We start from the raw sequence: 19,800 nt of genomic DNA, 5'->3' as shown, positions 1-19,800 counted from the left end.
AAAAAAATCAAGTAGTATTCATGGAACTCACCAACGACAAACCCCACCAACTAAATTATGATCAGGCGTACCAGTTTTTTGACTACCTGCTCACAGAAAGAGATGATTTAAACCTGCAATTAAATGTCAAAAAAAATGCATTGATGGCCCTAGACAATCACTTTGACCCCATTTTTGAGTTTCGTTTTCCTTTGCCTTATCCAGCGATTAACGAAAACACGCTGGGTGAAGCAGAAACACCCCAAACTTATTTCGAGAAAGTATCTACAACCATTCCCAACTATTTGATGTTGCTCATTCAGGCAGGCAATGCCGCCCTGGGGTACTTTGAAGAAGGCGAAATGACCAATCATAAGGTCATACGTAAATACATGGTCCGCAAAAAACAAGGAAAGTTTCAGGGTAACCACCTCAAAACCAAAGGCAAATCTAAATACGGCTCAAGGGTACGTCTGCAAAATACTGTAGATTTTTTTGAAGATATTAATCAAAAAATAACCGACTGGGAAGTGACAGATGATGCCGAACGAATTATTTACGCTGCCTCCGTTACTCTCTGGAACATGTTGTTTGATTCTAAGGTAAACAGCCCCTTTGACAAAACCGACCCTCGCTTGCGTAAAGTACCCAAAGATGTACACATACCTACTTATGAGGAGTTGCTCCGCATCAATCGATTTGCTCATCAGGGATTTGTGCACATTTTCCAGGAAATTGACCTTGAAGCATTTTTTGAAGGGCTACTGCCCCAAGACAATGACGAAGATTGGTGATCTGCTTAGTAACAGTTCTTTTTAATTAAGTGCTGAGTCACAATTAAATACATCTAATTGCTATATGTAATTAATTTATTATGAGTGGCTTAAGAACACTTAATAGCTTATGGCTAACCATTTATTACTACTCAATCACTAAAATAAGTACTTTATTCAAAAAAATTCAACCAATTTTTCACTCCCCCAAGGGGTCAATTCGTATACGGTGTATTACTTGACTTGTCTTAGGAATAGTACCAAAATAAATTTACATTTTTAACGTCATCTTTCGCTGACAGAATTCGTTAAAAAAACTTGACGTAGCGCTGCTATGCCGCCGTCCCGCAGGGCTGGCTCAATATCCACTGGATGTTGCCCTGCCTCTCCTGCCAACAAAATATTTTGGCGTTACTATAGAACTTTATTTTTACACCATTCCTAAGCTTTTACCAATGAGTAGCAAATAGTTCATTTTACGTCCATCTACGAATTTTATAAAGCATTAAAAATCAACGTACTATATCATGGCTGCTTGTAGCGCAGGGTGTTGCACTGATATACATCGATATCTAAAGACTTGAAAACTATCCCTTTCGGGGCTACTCACCACTGTTTTTTTCATTGTACAAAAGTAATTATTTACAGTCACTCTCTAAGGAATGGACAAAAGTAACTTTCAAGCTTAAAGGTGGCCTTTTTCCTTGACGCTTCTTTATTTTCAAACATTTCTTTACTCTAAACATTGACAATTATGAAAACTAAAAAAACACTATTCCTACTACTATTTTTTTCGTGGGCAGTGTTTGCCGCCCAAGCACAAAAAAAGGGGGGCAAGATAATACAACAAACTACCAGTGGTAGTCTCAAAGGCAAAACCTATAAAGTAACTTTCAAAAACAAATCGGAAAAAGACATGTATGTGGCAGTTGCCTACTACGACAACGACCCCCGCACTATGGGCGGACGCTGTTTTTATAGCAAAGGCTGGTATAAGGTAAAGCAAGGCAAGTCTATATGGCTCAATGTATCTGGAAAAAAGTTTTACTACCACGCCCACCAAGTAGGCAAAAACGATGTATCATATGGCAGCGAAAAAGAATTTTATGTACACCCCATCAAAGCTTTCAATATAAGACGGGCAGCAGTAGGCAGGTATAAAAAAGAAGGCGACAAATATACTAAGTATAAATTTGATAAAATTCCCGAATCCAGAATGATCACTATTAAGTAATAATTGCAGTTGGTAAACTCATGATGGCAATTCATAAACTCACACGAGGAAATGTGGTATATTATGCTAACTTTGCCAATACCTAAATACTTGAAAAATATAACCACAACCGGGGTTTGTATAATATTTAAAACGTTTACTACTAGTTCATGAGTAAACAAAATATAGAGACTGCTGGTGGAGGTTTGAGGGCACTATATTTGAGCCTTTTTTATACGTCACATTGTTTCATATAAATGATTTTATTTCACAAATTTTTTACAATACCTTACAAATTAAAAACGACATTATGAGAAAAAGTATCTTCACATTGTGTTTACTAGGTCTGTTTGCCTTATGCACTACAAATACTTCACAGGCACAAATTCATTTTGGATTTGATGTCTCAGGAGGGTTCCCCTTAAATGAGTTTCAAGCACAAAACCCCAATACTGGAGTAGGCATAAACCTAAATGCCTTTTTTCCTTTTGCCCCTCAAGTACCAGTGTATATTGGTTTAGATTTTGGTTTTCAGGGAATGGGTACACGAAACATACAAAAAAACATCAATGTAAATATCATCAATACTAGTATTCCAATCAATTTTGATATTGCTACCAGTAACAACCTGATTAATGGTCACGCAATTTTAAGAACTAAAATCCCTTTGCCATTAGTGCAACCTTATTTTGAAGGATTGATCGGTTTTAAACACTTTTATACCCGTACTTCTATCAAAAACATTACTTCTACCAGTAATATAATCAATGTAGAAGAATTGCAAAGAAACTCTGAAATTGCAGGGGAAACTTTACAACAAAGCACTGCTTTAAGTTATGGATTTGGAGGTGGCTTTCATATTATGTTTGGGGGTGGACAGTTTGGTTTAAACCTGGGGGCTCGCTATTTACTAGGTGGACAAGCCTCTTATTATACTCGTGAAGACATTCGAGATTTTGATGTAACTATCACTACTGACAATGGTACTAGTAATAATGAGTTAGGTTCTACAGTTGGTGGAAACAACATACAACCTCGCACATCCCGTACCGATATGATTATGGCTAATATAGGTATTGTAATTAAGTTATAATCAAAAACGTTTAGTGATCTTTTATAAATAATTTGAGCCATTAAAGTGTATCTATTACCCTCATTCTTCTCAAAAAAAAAGCTTCATAGCTTCGGCTATGCACCGTTTTTTTTGAATCGTCTGAGAACAATATATTTTCTTGAATTAGCACATCTTATTTTTTCCAGATCACTTACGATAAAAAATATAACCAACTCCCTGAAAACTCAGGGAGTTTTTTTATTGCCTTTTGGTAAATAAGTGATCTTTCATAAATAATTTGAGCCATTAAAGTGTATCTATTGCCCTCATTCTTCTCAAAAAAAAAGCCTCATAGCTTTGGCTATGCACCGTTTTTTTTGAATCGTCTGAGAACAATATATTTTCTTAAATTGGCACATCTTATTTTTTCCAGATCACTAATGTGCCTGTTTATAGCCACTACATATCTTTAAAATCCAGAAATTCCTGATAGGCATTTTGCAATTCGCGCAACGCCAACGTCTCGTTTTGCGCAGTAGCTACCTCTACCCCTTTCTTATACACTGCTTCGGCTTTTGCTTCCTCTTCAAGTTCTTCATAAAGTTTGCCCGCATGATAGTAGGTAGGCACATAAGCAGGATGGTTTTGCAGTAATTTTTCAAAATAAACCAACGCCTCCAAAGGTTTGTGTTTGGTATACTCCAAAGCTATAGCATATATATTAAACGGTTCGTTGGGTTCTTCTTCCAAAAAGCCAAGTAATTGCTCTAAGCGAGATTGTGACATATAAAATTTTGTTTTTAGAATATTAAGTTAAACTAAATTTCAGCTTGTGCACTCATCATAAATAATCATCTTTGGTCTTATATAGCTACTTTTGAGTACTTGCCATTCTTTTTTAACTTACATCACCTACAATTAGGAGTAAAATAAACAAGAATGAAGAACGCCAAATAGTCCATTGAAACCTAAGAAAATCACTCAAGACAAGTCTACTCCATTGAATTGTACAACTAAAACTATCATTAGTCCTTTCGATGCAAAAAAAGGTATGCACGCATACTAAAATTACCCCATGATTACCTATATTATTCAAGGAATATTGCCTAAATTCACACCAATTTAAAACAGTTAATACAATAAAACATAATATAAATGAAACGCCTGGTAATTTTTTAGTTTTAGGTATAACATAAGGCTTGAACAAAAAATTTATCTGAATGTTTCCATTTTACCCTTACTCATCGTACTGATACTTCTTTTGTTTTTGTAACAACTTGAAGTAAGGGATAAGTGAGGTGATTTATCAACATTTTAAAATTTCTATACGAATGAAAATATTAGTTTGTATTACGCATGTTCCCGATACAACTTCTAAAATCACTTTTACTAACGACAACACTGAGCTTGATAAAGGTGGATTGCAGTTTGTGATTGGTCCTTATGATGACTATGCAATAGCTCGCGCAGTTGAAATAAAAGAACAATTGGGAGGTACAATAACGGCGTTGAATGTAGGGCAACAAGACACTGAACCAACCATCCGCAAAGCCTTGGCTATTGGTGCCGATGATGCCATTCGCATAGACGCTGAACCAACAGATGCTTATTTTGTTGCCCAACAAATAGCAGAAGTAGCCAAAGCAGAAAACTATGACTTAATCATGATGGGTAGAGAGTCTAGTGACTATAATGGAGGACAAGTGCACGGAATGGTAGGCGAAATGTTAGGCATACCTTCACTTTCACCAGTAATGAAACTGGACATTGACAAAGGAGTGGCGAAAATGGCCCGTGAAATAGAAGGTGGAAAAGAATACTTAGAAGCTTCACTACCATTGGTATTGGGTTGTCAGGAACCAATTGCTGAATGGAAGATTCCAAACATGAGAGGTATCATGGGTGCCCGTAAGAAGCCCCTTAAGGTGATTACTCCTGCCAACAACGACACCCTTACAGCTCCTGAGTCTTACGAATTGCCCGCTCCTCGTACCGACGTAAAACTAATTGATGCAGATAATACTGCTGAATTGGTAAGCTTGTTGAAAAACGAGGCTAAAGTTATATAAGGTACTAGGTTTTAGGTACTAGGAGCTGGGGATTGTCACATAGTAAAATCCCTCATTCAAGCCAAGTACCTAATCCCTAGCACCCAAACCCTAATTTTTTTTTAGAAATTACTACGTAATAAAAATATATGTCAGTACTAGTTTTTGTAGAACTCGCCGATGGTGAACTAAGAGGTTCATCACTTGAAGCTGTTGGTTACGGAGCTGAAGTAGCCAAAATGTTAGGAACAGAAGCCAACGCCTTGGTATTGGGAAATACTGTAGGTGCAGATAAATTGGCTACTATAGGAAACTACGGAATCAACAAAGTGTTAAACGTTTCGGATGAGCGTTTGAACAATGGAGTGATTCAGGCGTATGCCAGCGTAATGCATCAAGTAGCTGAGCAACAAAATGCCAACGTAATTGTACTTGCCAAATCGTCTTTAGGCGATGCTGTATCGGCACGTGTAGCCGCTCGTTTGAAAGCCGGATTGGCTTCTAATGTAGTAAGTTTGCCAGATACATCGGCTGGATTTAAGGTAAAAAGAAGTGTATATACTGGTAAAGCATTCCAGTTTACGAACATGACTTCTGACAAGAAAATCCTTGCCCTTAAAAAAGGCGCTTATGCACCTGAGCCTACTGATGCCACTGCAGAGGTGGTAGATACTACCGTAAACATTGAAGAAGCTGACTTTAATGTGAAAATCACTAAAACCGATAAAGTAACTGGACAAATCTTATTACCAGAAGCTGACCTTGTAGTATCGGGTGGACGTGGTTTGAAAGGACCAGAAAACTGGGGAATGATTGAAGAACTTGCCGACGAACTAGGCGCGGCTACTGGTTGCTCTAAGCCTGTGTCTGACATGGACTGGAGACCTCACCACGAGCACGTAGGACAAACCGGAGTAAAGGTTTCTCCTAGTTTGTATATTGCAGTGGGTATTTCAGGAGCCATCCAACACCTTGCTGGGGTAAGCTCTTCTAAAACCATTGTAGTTATCAATAAAGACCCGGAAGCACCATTTTTTAAAGCAGCAGACTATGGTATTGTAGGCGATGCTTTTGAAATAGTACCTAAGTTGATTGACGCAGTAAAATCAGCCAAATAAAGGCTGTATAACTCATTTTAAATATTTAACCTCTTGACAAAAAGCACCTTAGCTGGCTGTCAAGAGGTTTTATTTTGCAAAAAACACATACAAAATTGCTTAAATTTGATTAGGGACAAATTTCTTGTATATTTGTTTGGTATTCCACTTACCAGAAGTTAATCCTATACAGTAATGTTTAATTAACTTCCTGAAAATTCAAGGGTATTCAATAATTATTGTAGTAAGTTTTTATACCTTTACATCTGAAATTTATTCGATTAAATACTAAAGCCGTTTTCAAGCACAGTGAGTAAGATAAAACTTAAAATTCTTGGCCTATCATCTAGTCAATCACAATCTGGTTCATTTGCTTTGGTTATGGGAGAGTCTAAAGGAAACAGACGCCTTCCTATTATCATTGGAATGTTCGAAGCTCAAGCCATTGCCATCGAAATTGAGAAAATCGTTCCCAATCGTCCAATGACCCATGACTTGTTCAAATCATTTGCTGAATCGTTTAACTTTTCAGTATTAGAAATTCTCATATCCGATCTGCGTGAAGGCGTTTTTTATGCCAAGATTGTTTGTACGGATGGCACTCAAACAGTAGAAGTAGATGCCCGTCCTTCAGACGCCATCGCTATAGGCTTAAGGTTTAGTGTACCTATATACACTTATGAAACCATTATGTCAGAAGCGGGCATTGTATTGTCGGAATCTGAAGAAGGCGAAGAAGACTCGATCATACCAGAGGAAGAAGAAGTAAGCGAACTATCGTCTACCGAGCAAATCAAGGATTACACCAGCGACAAACTGCAGGAGTTACTTGATGAGGCCCTGGAAAATGAAGATTACGAAAGAGCAGCCCAAATTCGTGATGAAATGAATCGTCGTAATTAGTTGTTGCCAAAAAAATATCATCCCTCCTGCGGGGGAACAAACTCACAGCCTTGGTTGTGAGTTTTTTTATGCCCTGTATAGAGATATTAGTTTGCTTATGCAATAAAATTTTATTCCAAAAAATACAATTATTCCAAATAAAAAACATATAAATAAGTATATGCATTTTTTTATTTGGAATAACAGTTAAAAACAGGAACAATAGAGGGTAAATTCGCGTTCAATGTAGTAACACCAAAATAAGTAAGTGATGACAAACATAATATTAACCCTCGATAATAATATACTATCGATATCTTTCTATAAATTTATCGCATTGTATATACTTGCCATTCTGGCAATGCTTTCTTTGCTTATAATTGTAAGCAAAAAAATTAAAGACAATTACTATAAGAAAGCGACTCAACAACATATCAAAATTTCAAGCCCTTTACAAATAGCCTATTTAAACAATGGTTTACCTGGCTATATTCGTACAGTATTGTTCCAATTGATACAAGAAGGCTACCTCACCAAGCCCAAGAGGCACTGGTTTGGCTACAAAGTAAAAGCTACTGCTACACACCCTCCAGTCAAAGACTTGAGTAAAGTCGAACAAACTATTTTTCATTATGCTGCCTCAAACGAGTCATGGCATAAGATTATCAATCACCAGGAACTACACGAAGACTTGTGGAAAACCGAAGCAACTATGGAGACCCAATTGACCAATTTTAACTTACTTTACCCTCAGCCTGTGCTCAATCGGCTAAATAAGTTGCGAGGTATTTTTATTCTTTTTACACTGACCCTAGGTTCTTATCGTTATTTATTAGGAACCGAAAAAGCCCGGACAGGTATTTGGAGCTTGTTGTTTGTAGGTATGTTGGGTATGATGCTCATTACACACGTAGCAAAGCTTGACCGGGTAACCAAACAGGGACAAAAATATTTGAGCAGCTTGAAAAACAGCTATAAAGACTTAAGCCCTGCCAAAAGCAATAAATATAAGTTGGTGGTTACCAGTTTGCTCAAAGACGATAAGCAAGAGATGGCTTCTCTGCTGAAAATGCTCAAAAACAAAAAACCAAATCAACACAGCTGGGCACAAATGCCACAGAAGTACCTCAATAACTTGTCGGCGAACCCACAATTAGAAACCTGAATATCTACTACAGTGGTTTAATGCAAATAAAGGTACATGGCGAATCTAAAAAACGATTTAAACGTATATTTTTGTGTATCTAAATTACATATAAACCCTTTGTATTATGTTAAAGCTTAACTATACTACCCTGCTTATTTTTTGTATTGTGTTCATGACTGCCTCCTGTGTCAAGCAAGATGTTGAACCAGATAATACCACTACCAATAGTGGAAACAATGGTGGCACTGATGATAACGATAATAGTGGAGGCGGCGACGATGACAACAACAATGGAAATAGCGGCGGCTCGTCTGGCTCTACCAGCTTCAACCTAGACAAGGACAAAATATTGGCCTTGGTAAATGAAGCCCGAACCAAAGGGACTACTTGCGGAAGTAACGCAAAACCTCCAGTGACAGCAATTAAGTGGAATGATGAGCTGGCAAAAGCAGCTTTAGACCATAGCAACGATATGCAAGCGCAGGATTACTTTAGCCACACAGGAAAAAACGGTTCTAAATTCAGCGAACGCGCCAAAGATGCTGGTTATACAGGATTCCCCACGGGTGAAAACATTGCCTGGGGGTATAGTAGTGAAGAAGCAGTAATTAAAGGTTGGTTGGAAAGCACCGGACACTGTAACAACATAATGAACGGAAACTCTAACGAGATAGGCATTGCCAGGTCTGCCACTGGTAATTACTGGACAATGGTACTAGGAAAAAGCAAATAAATAAACTTATTAATATAACAATTCAAGCCCTGATGTAATGCTACATCAGGGCTTTTTGTTTTGCCATTATTGTCTGCTGTCTCCTAATATCATCTGTTCTATTTCTTGTTTGGCTTGCGCCAATGCTTGGTTTGCCTCAGCCTGTAGCTGTTTTGCCCGATCTCTCAGGTCTTGAATATGAGCTACTATTGCGCTTTGTTTGGCAAGGTTAGGCAGGGGAATGGTTTGCTCTAAATAATCAGGCATAATCAAGTTTCTAATTCCATTGGTTTGACTTTGCATAGCATCGGTTAATTTGATATGATGTACGGTTTTTAAAAAGCAAAATAAATACTCAGGCAATACTTTTTGGCTATTGACTCTTATTTTATGAATAAAATTACTGTAACATATTTGCTCTTTTACCAATAACTCTTCCCTGAGAATGGCTACTCTCCCTACCGGCTGATCCTGACTACCTCCAGATTTTTCTATTAATAAATCGTTGGGACGAATATCTATCTCTTTTATCTTTTCTTGATGTATAAGCCTATGCTTTACCCGGTTATTCTTTAATTTCAAATTGTATACATTGTCAAATTCTGTAGCCCGAACTACCAAACACCTGCAATACTCACTACCTGGGTTTGTATTTTCATCCTTCCCCCAATCTCCTGCCCTACTGGATACGATCAACGTTTTGAGCTTTGTAGAATCAAACCTATTCCCTTCAATGGCTCCTTTAAGGTCTTTTACATTTTTATCGTATCTTTTAGGATCAAACCGCCCTCCACTTACCGCTCGCATAGGCACAGTAAATATTCTGCTTTGCAAAGAGGTATCTTTTTTGGGCAATACAATCCCCAACTCTTTCAGTAAATAGTGATTAATGCCTACCAATAGCTGTTGGGCTTGCTCTAGTTTTTGTTGCTTTACGTGTACCACTTTATCATACTTCAGGCATATTTGCCGTTGCCTATCTTCTGGCGGAACTATGATGGGTATAGACGATAACTGCTGAATGTTGATATTCTTTTGTGCAGACTGTGGCGCCAGCTTTTCAAGATACGGTTTGATAAATTTAAAATAAACATTTAAATAGTTTATATTCAGGCGCTTATCCTTTGGATAAAGTGCAATTAAGCTATCAGGAAAACAAGCTGGATAGTCTAAAATAGCCGTATCTCCAATGTTTGCAGCAATCGTCATTACCAACACATTTGGTTGAAACAACCTACTTGTATTTACCCCTTTTTCATTTAAAGTCTGACTATAAACCACTTTACCATCGCTTTGGCTTGCTTTCACTATATCGCCAGTTTGAATAAAAGGGTATTTGCCCCCATAAAACGCTGGATCATTTCTGGGTCTATGCCCAAACCTTCCCCGTTGCGTTTTTATAACATCTAACAGCTTATACACAGGGTAAACAGTTTGTTTAACAAGGGGTAAATTGTCTACAGATTGATAGTAAATAGGATCGAGCCGTTCTATAACCTGTGAGTGTCGCAACAAAAACACTTTTTCTTGATTCACTTGATCGCTTAATACAAAATTGCTCATATACTTTTTGTTGATGATCTTATGTCAATAGTCCATAGCATTTAGTCCGTAGTCCATAGCTGATTCGAGTAAATGTTTACCTTATTAATCATTGTAAACCAATGGCGTATATTAAATTTGTTTACTTGTAGCTTATAGCTAATTGCTTGCTGCTACTTACTATAAAGTCGCCATAAACTTTTCCAATGCTTCGCCAATTGCTACCAACTCATTGTTGGGGGTGGTTTTGCCAGTGGCATCATAGCCAATGTCTTCGGCTATAGCCATAAAAATGCTGTAATCAGGCAATACAATTTGTTTTTGCTGTATATATTGATCGTGTAAGTTGGTTTTGAGTTGGTTGATAGCATTGGTGTACTTCTGCTGAATGCCTTTTTTCCAAGCTTTAAAGGCAGGTGTTTTTGCTATGGCTTTTCTGTCTGTTTCGGAAGTGGTATTTTCAAAGCCCCGATGTGCTTTGATGATATCCTTTTTTTCTTTTTCGATACGTTCAATAGTAGCCTCGTAATGGTGGGTAGTTTTTATATTATTCTTAAGGCGATCTTTTATACTTTGCAACGACTCAGTAGTGGCTTTGTCCCATTTTTTTAGAAACAACACTGAGCTTTTTACCCCAGCTCCGGTATGCGCAAAGGCAGTTTGCGGCATAGATACTACTGCCACTATACGGTACCACTCTTCTATACGATCACGCACATATTGCAGGCTACTATTGGTAAGTATGCCATCAGGCACTACTATAGCCAGCGTGCCGCCTTCTTTGAGAAAATACCAACATTGTTCAATAAAAAGCACCTCGGTGCTTTGGTTGGCACGCCCCTGCACTGCTGAGTTTTTGGTATCCAGCCAGCTTACGTCTTTATTGCCTAACTTGTATTGATGCAAATAGGCTTTTTCGAGCTGTTTTACTACACTTCCAAAGGGTGGGTTGGTTACAATAAAATCAAAACTATTGTATTTAAATTCACGATTATGGCTTCTTTGACGCAAGGCTTCATCTTTGAGCAAACCATCGGCAGCTATCACATTGGTTTGCCCATCGTTATGAATAATCATATTCATTTTGGCAGTGCGGGCAATTTGCTCATTGATTTCTATCCCAAATAGTTTTTTTGACACAAAGTCGTGCCAGTAACGATGATGATCTGCTCCCTCGGCAATGTCGTTTTCAGGGTCTCCTTTTTGATTTTCAAAATACTCATCTGCCTGTTTTCTTATTTTTTCAAGGGTATACAACAAAAAACCTCCACTGCCACAAGACGTATCTAACACCCGTGAGTGGTTGGTAATGGGCAATACATTAATAATAAACTGAACAATGTTGCGAGGGGTAAAGTATTGCCCAAAGTCGCCACGAAAATAAGAACCCATAAAGGTTTCAAATGCTTTTCCTTTGCTGTCCAGGTCGGTATCTTTCAGATTTATCCCTTCCAGGTACCCCACCACTGCTTTTACTTTAACAGGCTTAAGCCTGATGTCATCTTTAAATACTTCTGGGTCTTGACGTTTGCCTTCGGCATATAGCTTTTTAATCCGGGCAAATAACTCATTTGAATTTTTGTGCTCAGCGCGGGTAATTTGCTCTGAAGTAGCATTTTTGGGCAACGACGTATTAAACACTTGAAAGTCATACGCCTCTCCTTTTTTTCTTAGTTTGCGTTCATCCCATATTTTGCAAAAGATCAACTTATCGAGCTCGTCAAACGCTGTAGAAGGGTTGAGTTCCCCTCCTGCCCATAAAGCATTATGTGCCAGCTTGAAACGGCGGGTAAGGTCACTTTCACTGACTGTTTCTATATCAAAAAACTTTTGCTTGATATTGTCACCCAGCGAGTCTTCATTGCCCTTACGCCCACCTTTGGCATATTTATATGCTTCTACCCCCACATTGCCATACCGGGGAATATCGGGCTTGGTGGTCATCACGGTGTTTTCGTCTCCAATAAAAAAGGTTTGATTTTTAGTACCAGAAGTGATCCAGGCATACATCGGTTTTTTTGATATGCCACAAGCATAGCTATAGGCTTGGGCAACGCCTTCTTTGAACTCCATTTCCGAGGCATCGGCTTTTTTGCATTCTACTACTATATGGGGCACAGTACACGCCGTATCGCTGTATACCACCATGTCTGCCTCTTTTTTTCTGCCTGCTCCGATTTTTATGGGTACCAATAACCTTACTTGCTCTACTGGATAACCATAAATCAATACGAGTTTAAGAAAAGTAACCGCCTGCACTTGCTCTTCGGGATAAGTGTAATTCCGCTTTTTATTTTGGTGCAAATAGGTAATTTGTCTTTGATCGTCAGCAATTTCAATGAGATGGTTGGCTACGCCTTTTGATATCAGGTTTTTGGACATATGGCTTGGCTAATTGTTGTTTTATAAATGCAAAAGAATTAAAAAAATTAATAAATAAAACATTTTGATTAAAATTTTTAACTATTAAGATTATAAAAAACAACATATCCAACCAACTAAAACAATCAAAAAGCCCTGATGTAAATTACACCAAGGCTTTTGTTAAATTCTTAGACATTATTTTTTATTGAAAAGCCTACTTAGGTTGTTGCTGAAGATCTGTAGAAGGTGGAGGTGTGGAGGGAGAAGGCTCTTCAGTGATAAAAAATCGTCGATGTAAGATTACCACCATGACAATGCCCACAAAAGCCGATATATCAGCAATATTGAAAATAGGCGCTGATACGGTAAGTCCGCCAAACTTAGGCACCCAATGGGGCAAAGCTATAGGGCCTACATCTATAAAAAGCATGTCTATTACTTGCCCGTGTAACCAGGGAGTGGCGGCGTCAAAGGTGGCAAGCCCAAGAAACGCCCCATAAAAAATACTGTCAATCAGGTTGCCTAACCCTCCGGCAAAAATTAATACCAGGCTCCAGATTAAGCCTTTGTGGGCTTTGCGTTGAATCAATTTGTGCAGATACCACCCTATGCCTAAGATGATGGCAAGTCGAAAAATAGTAAGTAACAGTTTACCGTAAAACGACCCAAACTCAAAACCAAATGCCATACCAGGGTTAAGCGTATAATGAAGCTTGAACCAGTTGCCAATCAAGGCAACCTCCTGCTCTTGCTGCATATTGAAATGAACTAATAGTTTTAACAGTTGATCGAGCAAAACAATGCGAAGAGCATAGGCATAATATAAATGGTTTTTCTTCATAACGCAATATATAACTACACAATTAGTTAAACAACTTCTCTATCTCCAAAAGTGATCATTGAGGGCTTATTCAATATCTACAAAAACGGAATGTTGGGGGTTTAGTTCAAAAAATTAGCCAGAGCTGCGGCTACAATAGTCCATAGTATTTAGTCGATAGTCGATAGCTGATTCGAGTAAATGTTCACCTTGTTAAATACTGTAAACCAGTATTTTATATTAATATTGCGTACTCGCTTTATTTTTAAAAGTGTTTCGGCTTTACGCCTAAACATCCAATTAAATAGTTTTTAAATTCATCAATAACTGATAACCAGCAAACAACTTTGACTAAAATCACTACAGAATATTGGGCTGAATACTACAGATAAAATGCCCCACAATAGACCTTTATATATTTTTTCTCCTGTCCTATCTCTAAGCTGTTTTGTTTTTTTAACTCACCAATTCGTAAACCACTGAAAGTAAGCACACTATGAGTTTGTTAGTTGCCTATAAACCCAATCTATTTCTAAATCCCGATTTATATTTATCGGGGCAGCAGTTTGCTGTGATGAGCTCAACGGAGTTAAACAGGGGGTACCTAGAACCTTGTTGGGGCTATGGGCTAAATGCCGCAGACTATTGTAAAAGGTACAATTAATGATTAAAGGTGGTTGAAATTTTTATAAAAAGTTGCTTTAACATACATTTGTATTTACAGCTTTCAAAATTTATCGTTTGAATAGATTATTGAAACACTCAATGCAATGTTGATTGCTCGTATTACATGGAATATATCAAGGAACGTAAACCTTTACTAGAAGTAATAGCCCTCTTTTTGTTAATCATAGGATCACTATTGGCTTATTCGCTTTGGGACAAACCCTTGTCTTTGAATGTAGAGATAAAGCAAACCAGAATGAAGGCTTTTTTGAACCTTGAGCCTCAGGAAGACATACTCTGGAAACCTGTAACCGACAAAATCACTGCTTTTATTGATAAAAAATTACGTGAAGATTCATTGGCAAAAGCCGATTCAATTAACCAAACAGCCAACAAAGGAAACAAAGCCAAAGCCGATGCTACCAAGGTAAACAATGTACCTGCCGGATCGGGCAATCTGGAAACTAACCTCAAAATAGCCAAAAAACGAGGAATACCACTAAACGTAGTTATGCCCGCCGGGGTAAACACCAAGACCCAACATATATTGCTTGCTGGCGACTCAATGGCTGGGGCTGCCGGGCTGGAATATGGCTTTAGAAAATACGCTATGTATAACGGGCATCGCCTAACGGTGATATCACAACCCAGCTCTACCACTGCTCTTTGGAGTCAGCAAAAAAAACTCAAAGCGGCAATAGCTACTTACAAACCTACCTTTATCATTATTGGCCTGGGAGCCAACGAACTGTTTGTACGAGACATACCCCAAAGAAAAAAATACATCAGAGATATATTAAAACAAGCTGGAAACATTCCAGTGATATGGGTAGGACCGCCCAACTGGCGTAAAGATACTGGCATTAATGCTGCTATTCGCTCTATTGTAGGCAAAGATCGTTTTTTCTTGTCTGAACACATCAAAATGAGTCGCCAGTACGACGGCATCCACCCTGATATTAAGGGGAGTGTTACCTGGACTGATACGCTCACCACCTGGATTATGTATGCCAGCAAACACAAAATAAGGTTGATTAACCCAATTGCAGCAAGAATTAAACTACCCAAAAAAGATAAAGCTAAAACAAGCAAAGACTCTACAAACAGGAAAACAGATACTACTTCACAAAAATGAGGACAAAAAATTTGTTTATAAGAATAGGTCATCGCTGTTTTTTGGGAGGGTGGTTCATTTTATTGGCAGTGTGGAGCTGCGAAGAACCAGCGTCTCGCCATAACCACGATGAAAAAACAAAACAGGCTCGTGCAGCACTCAATAAATCAGCCGCCATGCCTGCACAAGTGACCCAACCAGCCAAAACACCCCAAAAAGCAGTGGAGCAAACCAAAGTAAACCGTCAGGCTCAACACATTTTATTGATTGGCGATTCAATGGCAGGGGCGGCCGGGTTAGAATATGGCTTTAGAAAATATGCGGCATACAATGGACATCGCCTGACGGTGGTATCGCAAGCCAGTTCGCATACGGCAGGCTGGAGCACAAGCAAACAACTCAAAACAGCCATTGCGATTCATAAACCTACTTATGTGATTGTCGTGTTGGGTGCCAATGAGTTGTTTGTACAAGATATACCTCAGAGAAAGGAGTATATTAAAGATATTATAAAACAGGCGGGAGATACTCCAGTGATATGGGCAGGACCACCCAATTGGCGCAAAGACACGGGTATTAATGAAGCCATTCTCGCTGTGGTGGGCAAAGACCGGTTCTTCCCCTCAGAAAACGTCAAAATTACCCGGCAAAGTGATGGCATTCACCCTAACCTTCGTGGCAGTGTGGCTTGGTCTGATGCTTTAAGTAAATGGATTATGACGGAAAGTAAACATAAAATCAGGTTGGAGAATCCAGCAATCGCACGCAGAAAATCAAGCAAAAAAATATTCAAAAAATAACAACGGATACTACTTTACAAAAATGACAATAAAATACTTTATCAGAAGAGGTGCCCATAGCTTATTCCTAGGCTTATTGCTTGCTATGGTGTGGGGCTGCGAAGAAAACTTACCCGAAGGTGAGGTAATATACACTCCGCTTGACCTGACGCTTCAGGCATATATAGAAGCCAACAAGGTAGATTCATCAATGTTGATTGATAGCAGTGCGCAACATGTATTACTGATTGGCGACTCGATGGCAGATGGTTTGCGACACCCTTTTTCGTTGCTGGCCAAACAGAACGGGCACAAGTTTACCGCGGTTGCCAAAACCAGTTCAAGTATTCTAGCCTGGCAAGGCAAACGTATGAAGGCACTCATAGAGGAGTTAAAACCCACTTATGTCATGGTATCGTTAGGCTCAAATGAATTGTTTACCCGCCAACTTGACGCATATAAAAAGTTTGTAAAACGCATTGTTGACCAAATAGGTGAAGTTAATTTTATTTGGATTGGACCACCCAATTGGCGCAAAGACAACGGTCTGACTGGAGTATTGGCAGAGGGGGTGGGTGAAGGCAGATTTTTCCCTTCCCAAGATTTGGTACTGAAGCGCGCCGGAGACGGCATACACCCTCGATGGAAAGAATACGAAAAATGGGCAAATGCCATATCGGGTTGGATTATGACTGAAAGCAAACAAAAGATTTTGATGAAAGTACCTGACAAGGTTCAAAGCCCAAACGACAAGCTACAGGCCCACAACTCACAATAATTAATCAATACCATTGCCAAGAATCAAGGGCTAATCACTGATAGCGCTTATAAAAAAACTACCACATGCTGGATCATCCATTGCTGGAAAATATAGCTCAAATGTTTGCTTACGACAAAAAAGCCCCTTTACTATTTAATAGTGGAGAGTTTTTGGTGTTGTTTACTGCGTTTTTAAGTATTTATTTGCTTATCTACAAACACAAGTTTGCCAGGGTGTTGTATGTATTGGCGTTTAGCTTGTTTTTTTACTACAAATCAAGCGGTATATATGTGCTTAACTTGGTAGTACTGGCAGTAGTCGATTATTATGCCGCGCTCTGGCTTAGTCCAGCCAAGGAGCATCCCCGCCGAAAGCTTTGGTTGGTGTTGCTTATTATTTTTAACCTCAGCTTTTTGCTGTATTTTAAGTATACCAACTTTATCCTGGATAATATCGCCTACCTGGCTCAAAAAGACTTTAAAAAACTAGATATTTTCCTGCCCATCGGGGTATCTTTTTATACTTTCCAAACGATTAGTTATTTGGTAGATGTATACAAAGGAGAAATTAAGCCTTGCCGCAACCTGATGGACTTTGGGTTTTACCTGAGTTTTTTCCCTCAACTGGTAGCGGGTCCTATTGTACGGGCTAAAGACTTTTTACCTCAAATCAACCAAGACATTGTATTTCGTCGCGATCAGATGGGTGACGGCTTATTTATGATTTTGAAAGGGTTGGTAAAAAAAGCACTGATTGCCAATTATGTGGCACAATACGCCGACCTTATTTACGGGGCACCGGGTACTTATTCGGGGTTCGAAAATCTTATGGCAATGTATGCATATACGTTGCAGATTTATTGCGATTTTTCGGGGTATTCTGACATGGCAATCGGGCTTGCTCTATTGATGGGCTTTCGCCTACCCGATAACTTCCGTAGCCCTTACAACTCGCTCAGCATTACTGAGTTTTGGCGCCGTTGGCACATTTCGCTGTCTACCTGGCTACGCGACTATATTTATATACCTATGGGGGGCAACCGTAAAGGGGAAGAAAAGCAGTGGTTGTTTTTGATGCTGACCATGCTCATTGGGGGGTTTTGGCACGGTGCCTCCTGGAAATTTGTCTTTTGGGGAGCTATGCATGGAGCCGGTTTGTTTGTGCACAAGATTTTTAGCAAAACAGTAAAAGATATGGGCTTCAACCGCCAAGTTTTACGACCGCTCGACTGGTTTGTTACCTTCCATTTTGTGGCATTATTGTGGGTGTTTTTCCGTGCCGAAAGTTTTGTTGTAGCCTTCAAATCTATTACCCAAATGGCTTTCCATACTGACTGGGCTTACCTGATACCTTTTATGCAAACTCGTGGGGCACTACTCGCAATGATGGTAATAGGCTTTGCTATTCATTTCATTTCTGAAAAAGACAAAGAACGCATGGCCGAATACTTTGGCACCTTGCCTGTGCTTGCCAAGGCAGCCATATTTGTGTTAGTCATCCAATTAATTTTACAGTTTCAAACTGAAAACGTACAGCCTTTCATCTATTTTCAATTTTAACTGCATCATATTTTATCGTATTCATACTCAGTTACTTCTAAAATCAAGCCCTTAAGCCTTTGGTGGCTTTTTGTTAAGGTGGTTCAATATTGCTGTGCAAACCCCTAAAAATAACCAAAAATATGACAAGACTGCCGGGGAATAAAGTACAAACTCCTCTCAATCGTTAAGGTAAGCCACTGAGTATTTTAACTCGTATTAATTACAATTTACCTCATTATATTAGCAATACTTACACTAAATGTGATTACATTTCTACAATCTGTGTCACAAAATTTGCATATTTGCTAGTCCCCTCGTAAGTTCGTACACTCAAATTATCTAAAACTACAATGCAGAGATTCAATAAAGTTGTATCATACGTTTATTGACGTACTATCAACCGTATTGACTGGTTTGGTCTTGAAACCGCCAAACTTGCTGAAACCTTTCTTTACATTCGTAGTATCAGGAAAAGTCCAAGTTCGTTGAACTTGGACCTTTTTTTACTGATGTACCCAAGCTCCCCTTTTTCAATAAAAACAATCAAATACAAAACTTTAGGTAAAAAAACATTATTTTGGGTTGCGAACTTCTACTTTAGAATAATTTACCCCCAGGTACCTATGTCACTCAAAGCCTCCAAAAGCCTTAACTCTTCAGTGCTTGTACTTATCATTGTAAATCTGGTACCTATATTTGGGGTAATTTACCTTCAATGGTCAGTGTCAAATGTAATACTGCTCTATGTTTTTGAAACATTTATTGTAGGTGTATTCAACATTTTTAAAGTAGTATTGGCAGGTACCAACAAAGAACTCCCTGGTTGCTCTAACTTTTTTCTGGCTGGATTTTTTATCATACACTACAACGGCTTCATCGCCATTCAGTTCTTTTTTATCTTTGACCTTATCTCTCACCTTGAAAAAAACAATGGAACTCAAGAAGCAATTTCTCGCGAAATAGTTCCAGGGCTTACCCTGCTAGGAATCGCCTACCTCTCTATTGTGCTCAGTCATTTATATTCTTTTGTCAAAAACTACCTGATCGCAGGCGAATACAAATATACAGATAGTGGCGCTCAAATGATTATGCCTTATATGCGGGTTGCGGTCCAACAATTGCTGGCACTTAGTGGTGGCTACTTTCTGGCATCTTCGGGCAATAAAAGTATGGCATTGCTTGTATTGCTGGTGGTGCTCAAAACATTTTTTGACTTTTTGGGTCATTTGCTGGAGAGGTCTCAGTACAAAAAAATGATGGAAAAGTATCGAGCAACTCAAGAAGAACAAGGAAACAACCTACAATAAAC

General features: G+C 38.7%; 17 protein-coding genes. 13 read left to right on the top strand and 4 right to left on the bottom strand.

Annotation, left to right across the window (positions count from 1 at the left end):
• Nucleotides 1–20: 20 nt before the first annotated feature.
• From M23134_RS30890 to M23134_RS30880, 3 genes are all read left to right on the top strand, one after another.
• Entirely contained in the window at nt 21–773 is a 753-nt protein-coding gene (locus M23134_RS30890) for a hypothetical protein (protein ID WP_002703322.1), read from the top strand.
• Nucleotides 774–1,506: 733 nt separating this feature from the next.
• Nucleotides 1,507–1,986: a DUF1036 domain-containing protein gene (locus M23134_RS30885; protein ID WP_002703319.1), complete on the top strand. Its 480-nt coding sequence runs from the start codon at nt 1,507–1,509 to the stop codon at nt 1,984–1,986.
• A 289-nt stretch (nt 1,987–2,275) separates the two neighbouring features.
• Nucleotides 2,276–3,058, top strand: a complete 783-nt coding sequence (locus M23134_RS30880) for an outer membrane beta-barrel protein (RefSeq protein WP_045114678.1) — start codon at nt 2,276–2,278, stop codon at nt 3,056–3,058.
• Between the two features lie 420 nt (nt 3,059–3,478).
• Here M23134_RS30880 and M23134_RS30875 read toward each other — a convergent pair whose 3' ends face one another.
• The gene (locus M23134_RS30875) at nt 3,479–3,805 is read right to left on the bottom strand and encodes a hypothetical protein (RefSeq protein ID WP_002703315.1); all 327 of its coding nucleotides are present in this window, start codon (nt 3,803–3,805) and stop codon (nt 3,479–3,481) included.
• 545 nt (nt 3,806–4,350) lie between these two features.
• Here M23134_RS30875 and M23134_RS30870 point away from each other — a divergent pair.
• The 5 genes from M23134_RS30870 to M23134_RS41915 all read left to right on the top strand — a co-directional run bounded on the left by M23134_RS30870 (nt 4,351) and on the right by M23134_RS41915 (nt 8,926).
• Complete coding sequence (locus tag M23134_RS30870) at nt 4,351–5,088, top strand: electron transfer flavoprotein subunit beta/FixA family protein (RefSeq protein WP_002703313.1); 738 nt, start codon at nt 4,351–4,353, stop codon at nt 5,086–5,088.
• 128 nt (nt 5,089–5,216) lie between these two features.
• Nucleotides 5,217–6,185 (top strand): electron transfer flavoprotein subunit alpha/FixB family protein, encoded by a 969-nt coding sequence (locus M23134_RS30865; protein WP_002703311.1) that lies wholly within the window; start codon nt 5,217–5,219, stop codon nt 6,183–6,185.
• Nucleotides 6,186–6,473: 288 nt separating this feature from the next.
• A complete protein-coding gene (locus M23134_RS30860; RefSeq protein WP_002703309.1) occupies nt 6,474–7,067 on the top strand; it encodes a bifunctional nuclease family protein in 594 nt (197 codons plus the stop codon).
• Between the two features lie 250 nt (nt 7,068–7,317).
• Nucleotides 7,318–8,211, top strand: coding sequence for a TIGR04222 domain-containing membrane protein (locus tag M23134_RS30855; protein WP_045114677.1), 894 nt, complete (start codon nt 7,318–7,320; stop codon nt 8,209–8,211).
• Between the two features lie 106 nt (nt 8,212–8,317).
• Entirely contained in the window at nt 8,318–8,926 is a 609-nt protein-coding gene (locus tag M23134_RS41915) for a CAP domain-containing protein (RefSeq protein ID WP_002703305.1), read from the top strand.
• 66 nt (nt 8,927–8,992) lie between these two features.
• Here M23134_RS41915 and M23134_RS30845 read toward each other — a convergent pair whose 3' ends face one another.
• The 3 genes from M23134_RS30845 to M23134_RS30835 all read right to left on the bottom strand — a co-directional run bounded on the left by M23134_RS30845 (nt 8,993) and on the right by M23134_RS30835 (nt 13,652).
• The gene (locus M23134_RS30845) at nt 8,993–10,468 is read right to left on the bottom strand and encodes a restriction endonuclease subunit S (protein WP_002703304.1); all 1,476 of its coding nucleotides are present in this window, start codon (nt 10,466–10,468) and stop codon (nt 8,993–8,995) included.
• Nucleotides 10,469–10,627: 159 nt separating this feature from the next.
• Nucleotides 10,628–12,829, bottom strand: a complete 2,202-nt coding sequence (locus M23134_RS30840) for a restriction endonuclease subunit M (RefSeq protein WP_002703302.1) — start codon at nt 12,827–12,829, stop codon at nt 10,628–10,630.
• Between the two features lie 196 nt (nt 12,830–13,025).
• Complete coding sequence (locus tag M23134_RS30835) at nt 13,026–13,652, bottom strand: lipoprotein signal peptidase (protein WP_002703300.1); 627 nt, start codon at nt 13,650–13,652, stop codon at nt 13,026–13,028.
• 769 nt (nt 13,653–14,421) lie between these two features.
• On the opposite strand from M23134_RS30835, the gene M23134_RS39185 reads away from it, so the two are divergent.
• From M23134_RS39185 to M23134_RS30810, 5 genes are all read left to right on the top strand, one after another.
• Nucleotides 14,422–15,432, top strand: coding sequence for an SGNH/GDSL hydrolase family protein (locus tag M23134_RS39185; RefSeq protein ID WP_002703299.1), 1,011 nt, complete (start codon nt 14,422–14,424; stop codon nt 15,430–15,432).
• Nucleotides 15,429–16,211: an SGNH/GDSL hydrolase family protein gene (locus M23134_RS30825; RefSeq protein WP_053337422.1), complete on the top strand. Its 783-nt coding sequence runs from the start codon at nt 15,429–15,431 to the stop codon at nt 16,209–16,211. The genes M23134_RS39185 and M23134_RS30825 overlap by 4 nt, the downstream gene beginning before the upstream one ends.
• 22 nt (nt 16,212–16,233) lie before the next feature.
• Nucleotides 16,234–16,968, top strand: coding sequence for an SGNH/GDSL hydrolase family protein (locus tag M23134_RS39180; protein ID WP_002703295.1), 735 nt, complete (start codon nt 16,234–16,236; stop codon nt 16,966–16,968).
• 65 nt (nt 16,969–17,033) lie between these two features.
• Entirely contained in the window at nt 17,034–18,509 is a 1,476-nt protein-coding gene (locus M23134_RS30815; protein WP_002703294.1) for an MBOAT family O-acyltransferase, read from the top strand.
• 605 nt (nt 18,510–19,114) lie between these two features.
• Nucleotides 19,115–19,798 (top strand): DUF6498-containing protein, encoded by a 684-nt coding sequence (locus M23134_RS30810; protein ID WP_045114676.1) that lies wholly within the window; start codon nt 19,115–19,117, stop codon nt 19,796–19,798.
• Nucleotides 19,799–19,800: the final 2 nt, after the last annotated feature.

Origin of the sequence: Microscilla marina ATCC 23134 (assembly GCF_000169175.1) — a bacterium.
Taxonomy (GTDB): Bacteria; Bacteroidota; Bacteroidia; order Cytophagales; family Microscillaceae; genus Microscilla; species Microscilla marina.
This window is presented reverse-complemented; position numbering and strand designations above follow the sequence as displayed.

Bases quoted from the DNA above. Each gene is read 5' to 3' on its own strand.
- M23134_RS30890 (WP_002703322.1), top strand. From the start codon at position 21: ATGGAACTCACCAACGACAAACCCCACCAACTAAATTATGATCAGGCG.
- M23134_RS30885 (WP_002703319.1), top strand. From the start codon at position 1,507: ATGAAAACTAAAAAAACACTATTCCTACTACTATTTTTTTCGTGGGCA.
- M23134_RS30880 (WP_045114678.1), top strand. From the start codon at position 2,276: ATGAGAAAAAGTATCTTCACATTGTGTTTACTAGGTCTGTTTGCCTTA.
- M23134_RS30875 (WP_002703315.1), bottom strand. From the start codon at position 3,805: ATGTCACAATCTCGCTTAGAGCAATTACTTGGCTTTTTGGAAGAAGAA.
- M23134_RS30870 (WP_002703313.1), top strand. From the start codon at position 4,351: ATGAAAATATTAGTTTGTATTACGCATGTTCCCGATACAACTTCTAAA.
- M23134_RS30865 (WP_002703311.1), top strand. From the start codon at position 5,217: ATGTCAGTACTAGTTTTTGTAGAACTCGCCGATGGTGAACTAAGAGGT.
- M23134_RS30855 (WP_045114677.1), top strand. From the start codon at position 7,318: ATGACAAACATAATATTAACCCTCGATAATAATATACTATCGATATCT.
- M23134_RS41915 (WP_002703305.1), top strand. From the start codon at position 8,318: ATGTTAAAGCTTAACTATACTACCCTGCTTATTTTTTGTATTGTGTTC.
- M23134_RS30845 (WP_002703304.1), bottom strand. From the start codon at position 10,468: ATGAGCAATTTTGTATTAAGCGATCAAGTGAATCAAGAAAAAGTGTTT.
- M23134_RS30840 (WP_002703302.1), bottom strand. From the start codon at position 12,829: ATGTCCAAAAACCTGATATCAAAAGGCGTAGCCAACCATCTCATTGAA.
- M23134_RS30835 (WP_002703300.1), bottom strand. From the start codon at position 13,652: ATGAAGAAAAACCATTTATATTATGCCTATGCTCTTCGCATTGTTTTG.
- M23134_RS39185 (WP_002703299.1), top strand. From the start codon at position 14,422: ATGGAATATATCAAGGAACGTAAACCTTTACTAGAAGTAATAGCCCTC.
- M23134_RS30825 (WP_053337422.1), top strand. From the start codon at position 15,429: ATGAGGACAAAAAATTTGTTTATAAGAATAGGTCATCGCTGTTTTTTG.
- M23134_RS39180 (WP_002703295.1), top strand. From the start codon at position 16,234: ATGACAATAAAATACTTTATCAGAAGAGGTGCCCATAGCTTATTCCTA.
- M23134_RS30815 (WP_002703294.1), top strand. From the start codon at position 17,034: ATGCTGGATCATCCATTGCTGGAAAATATAGCTCAAATGTTTGCTTAC.
- M23134_RS30810 (WP_045114676.1), top strand. From the start codon at position 19,115: ATGTCACTCAAAGCCTCCAAAAGCCTTAACTCTTCAGTGCTTGTACTT.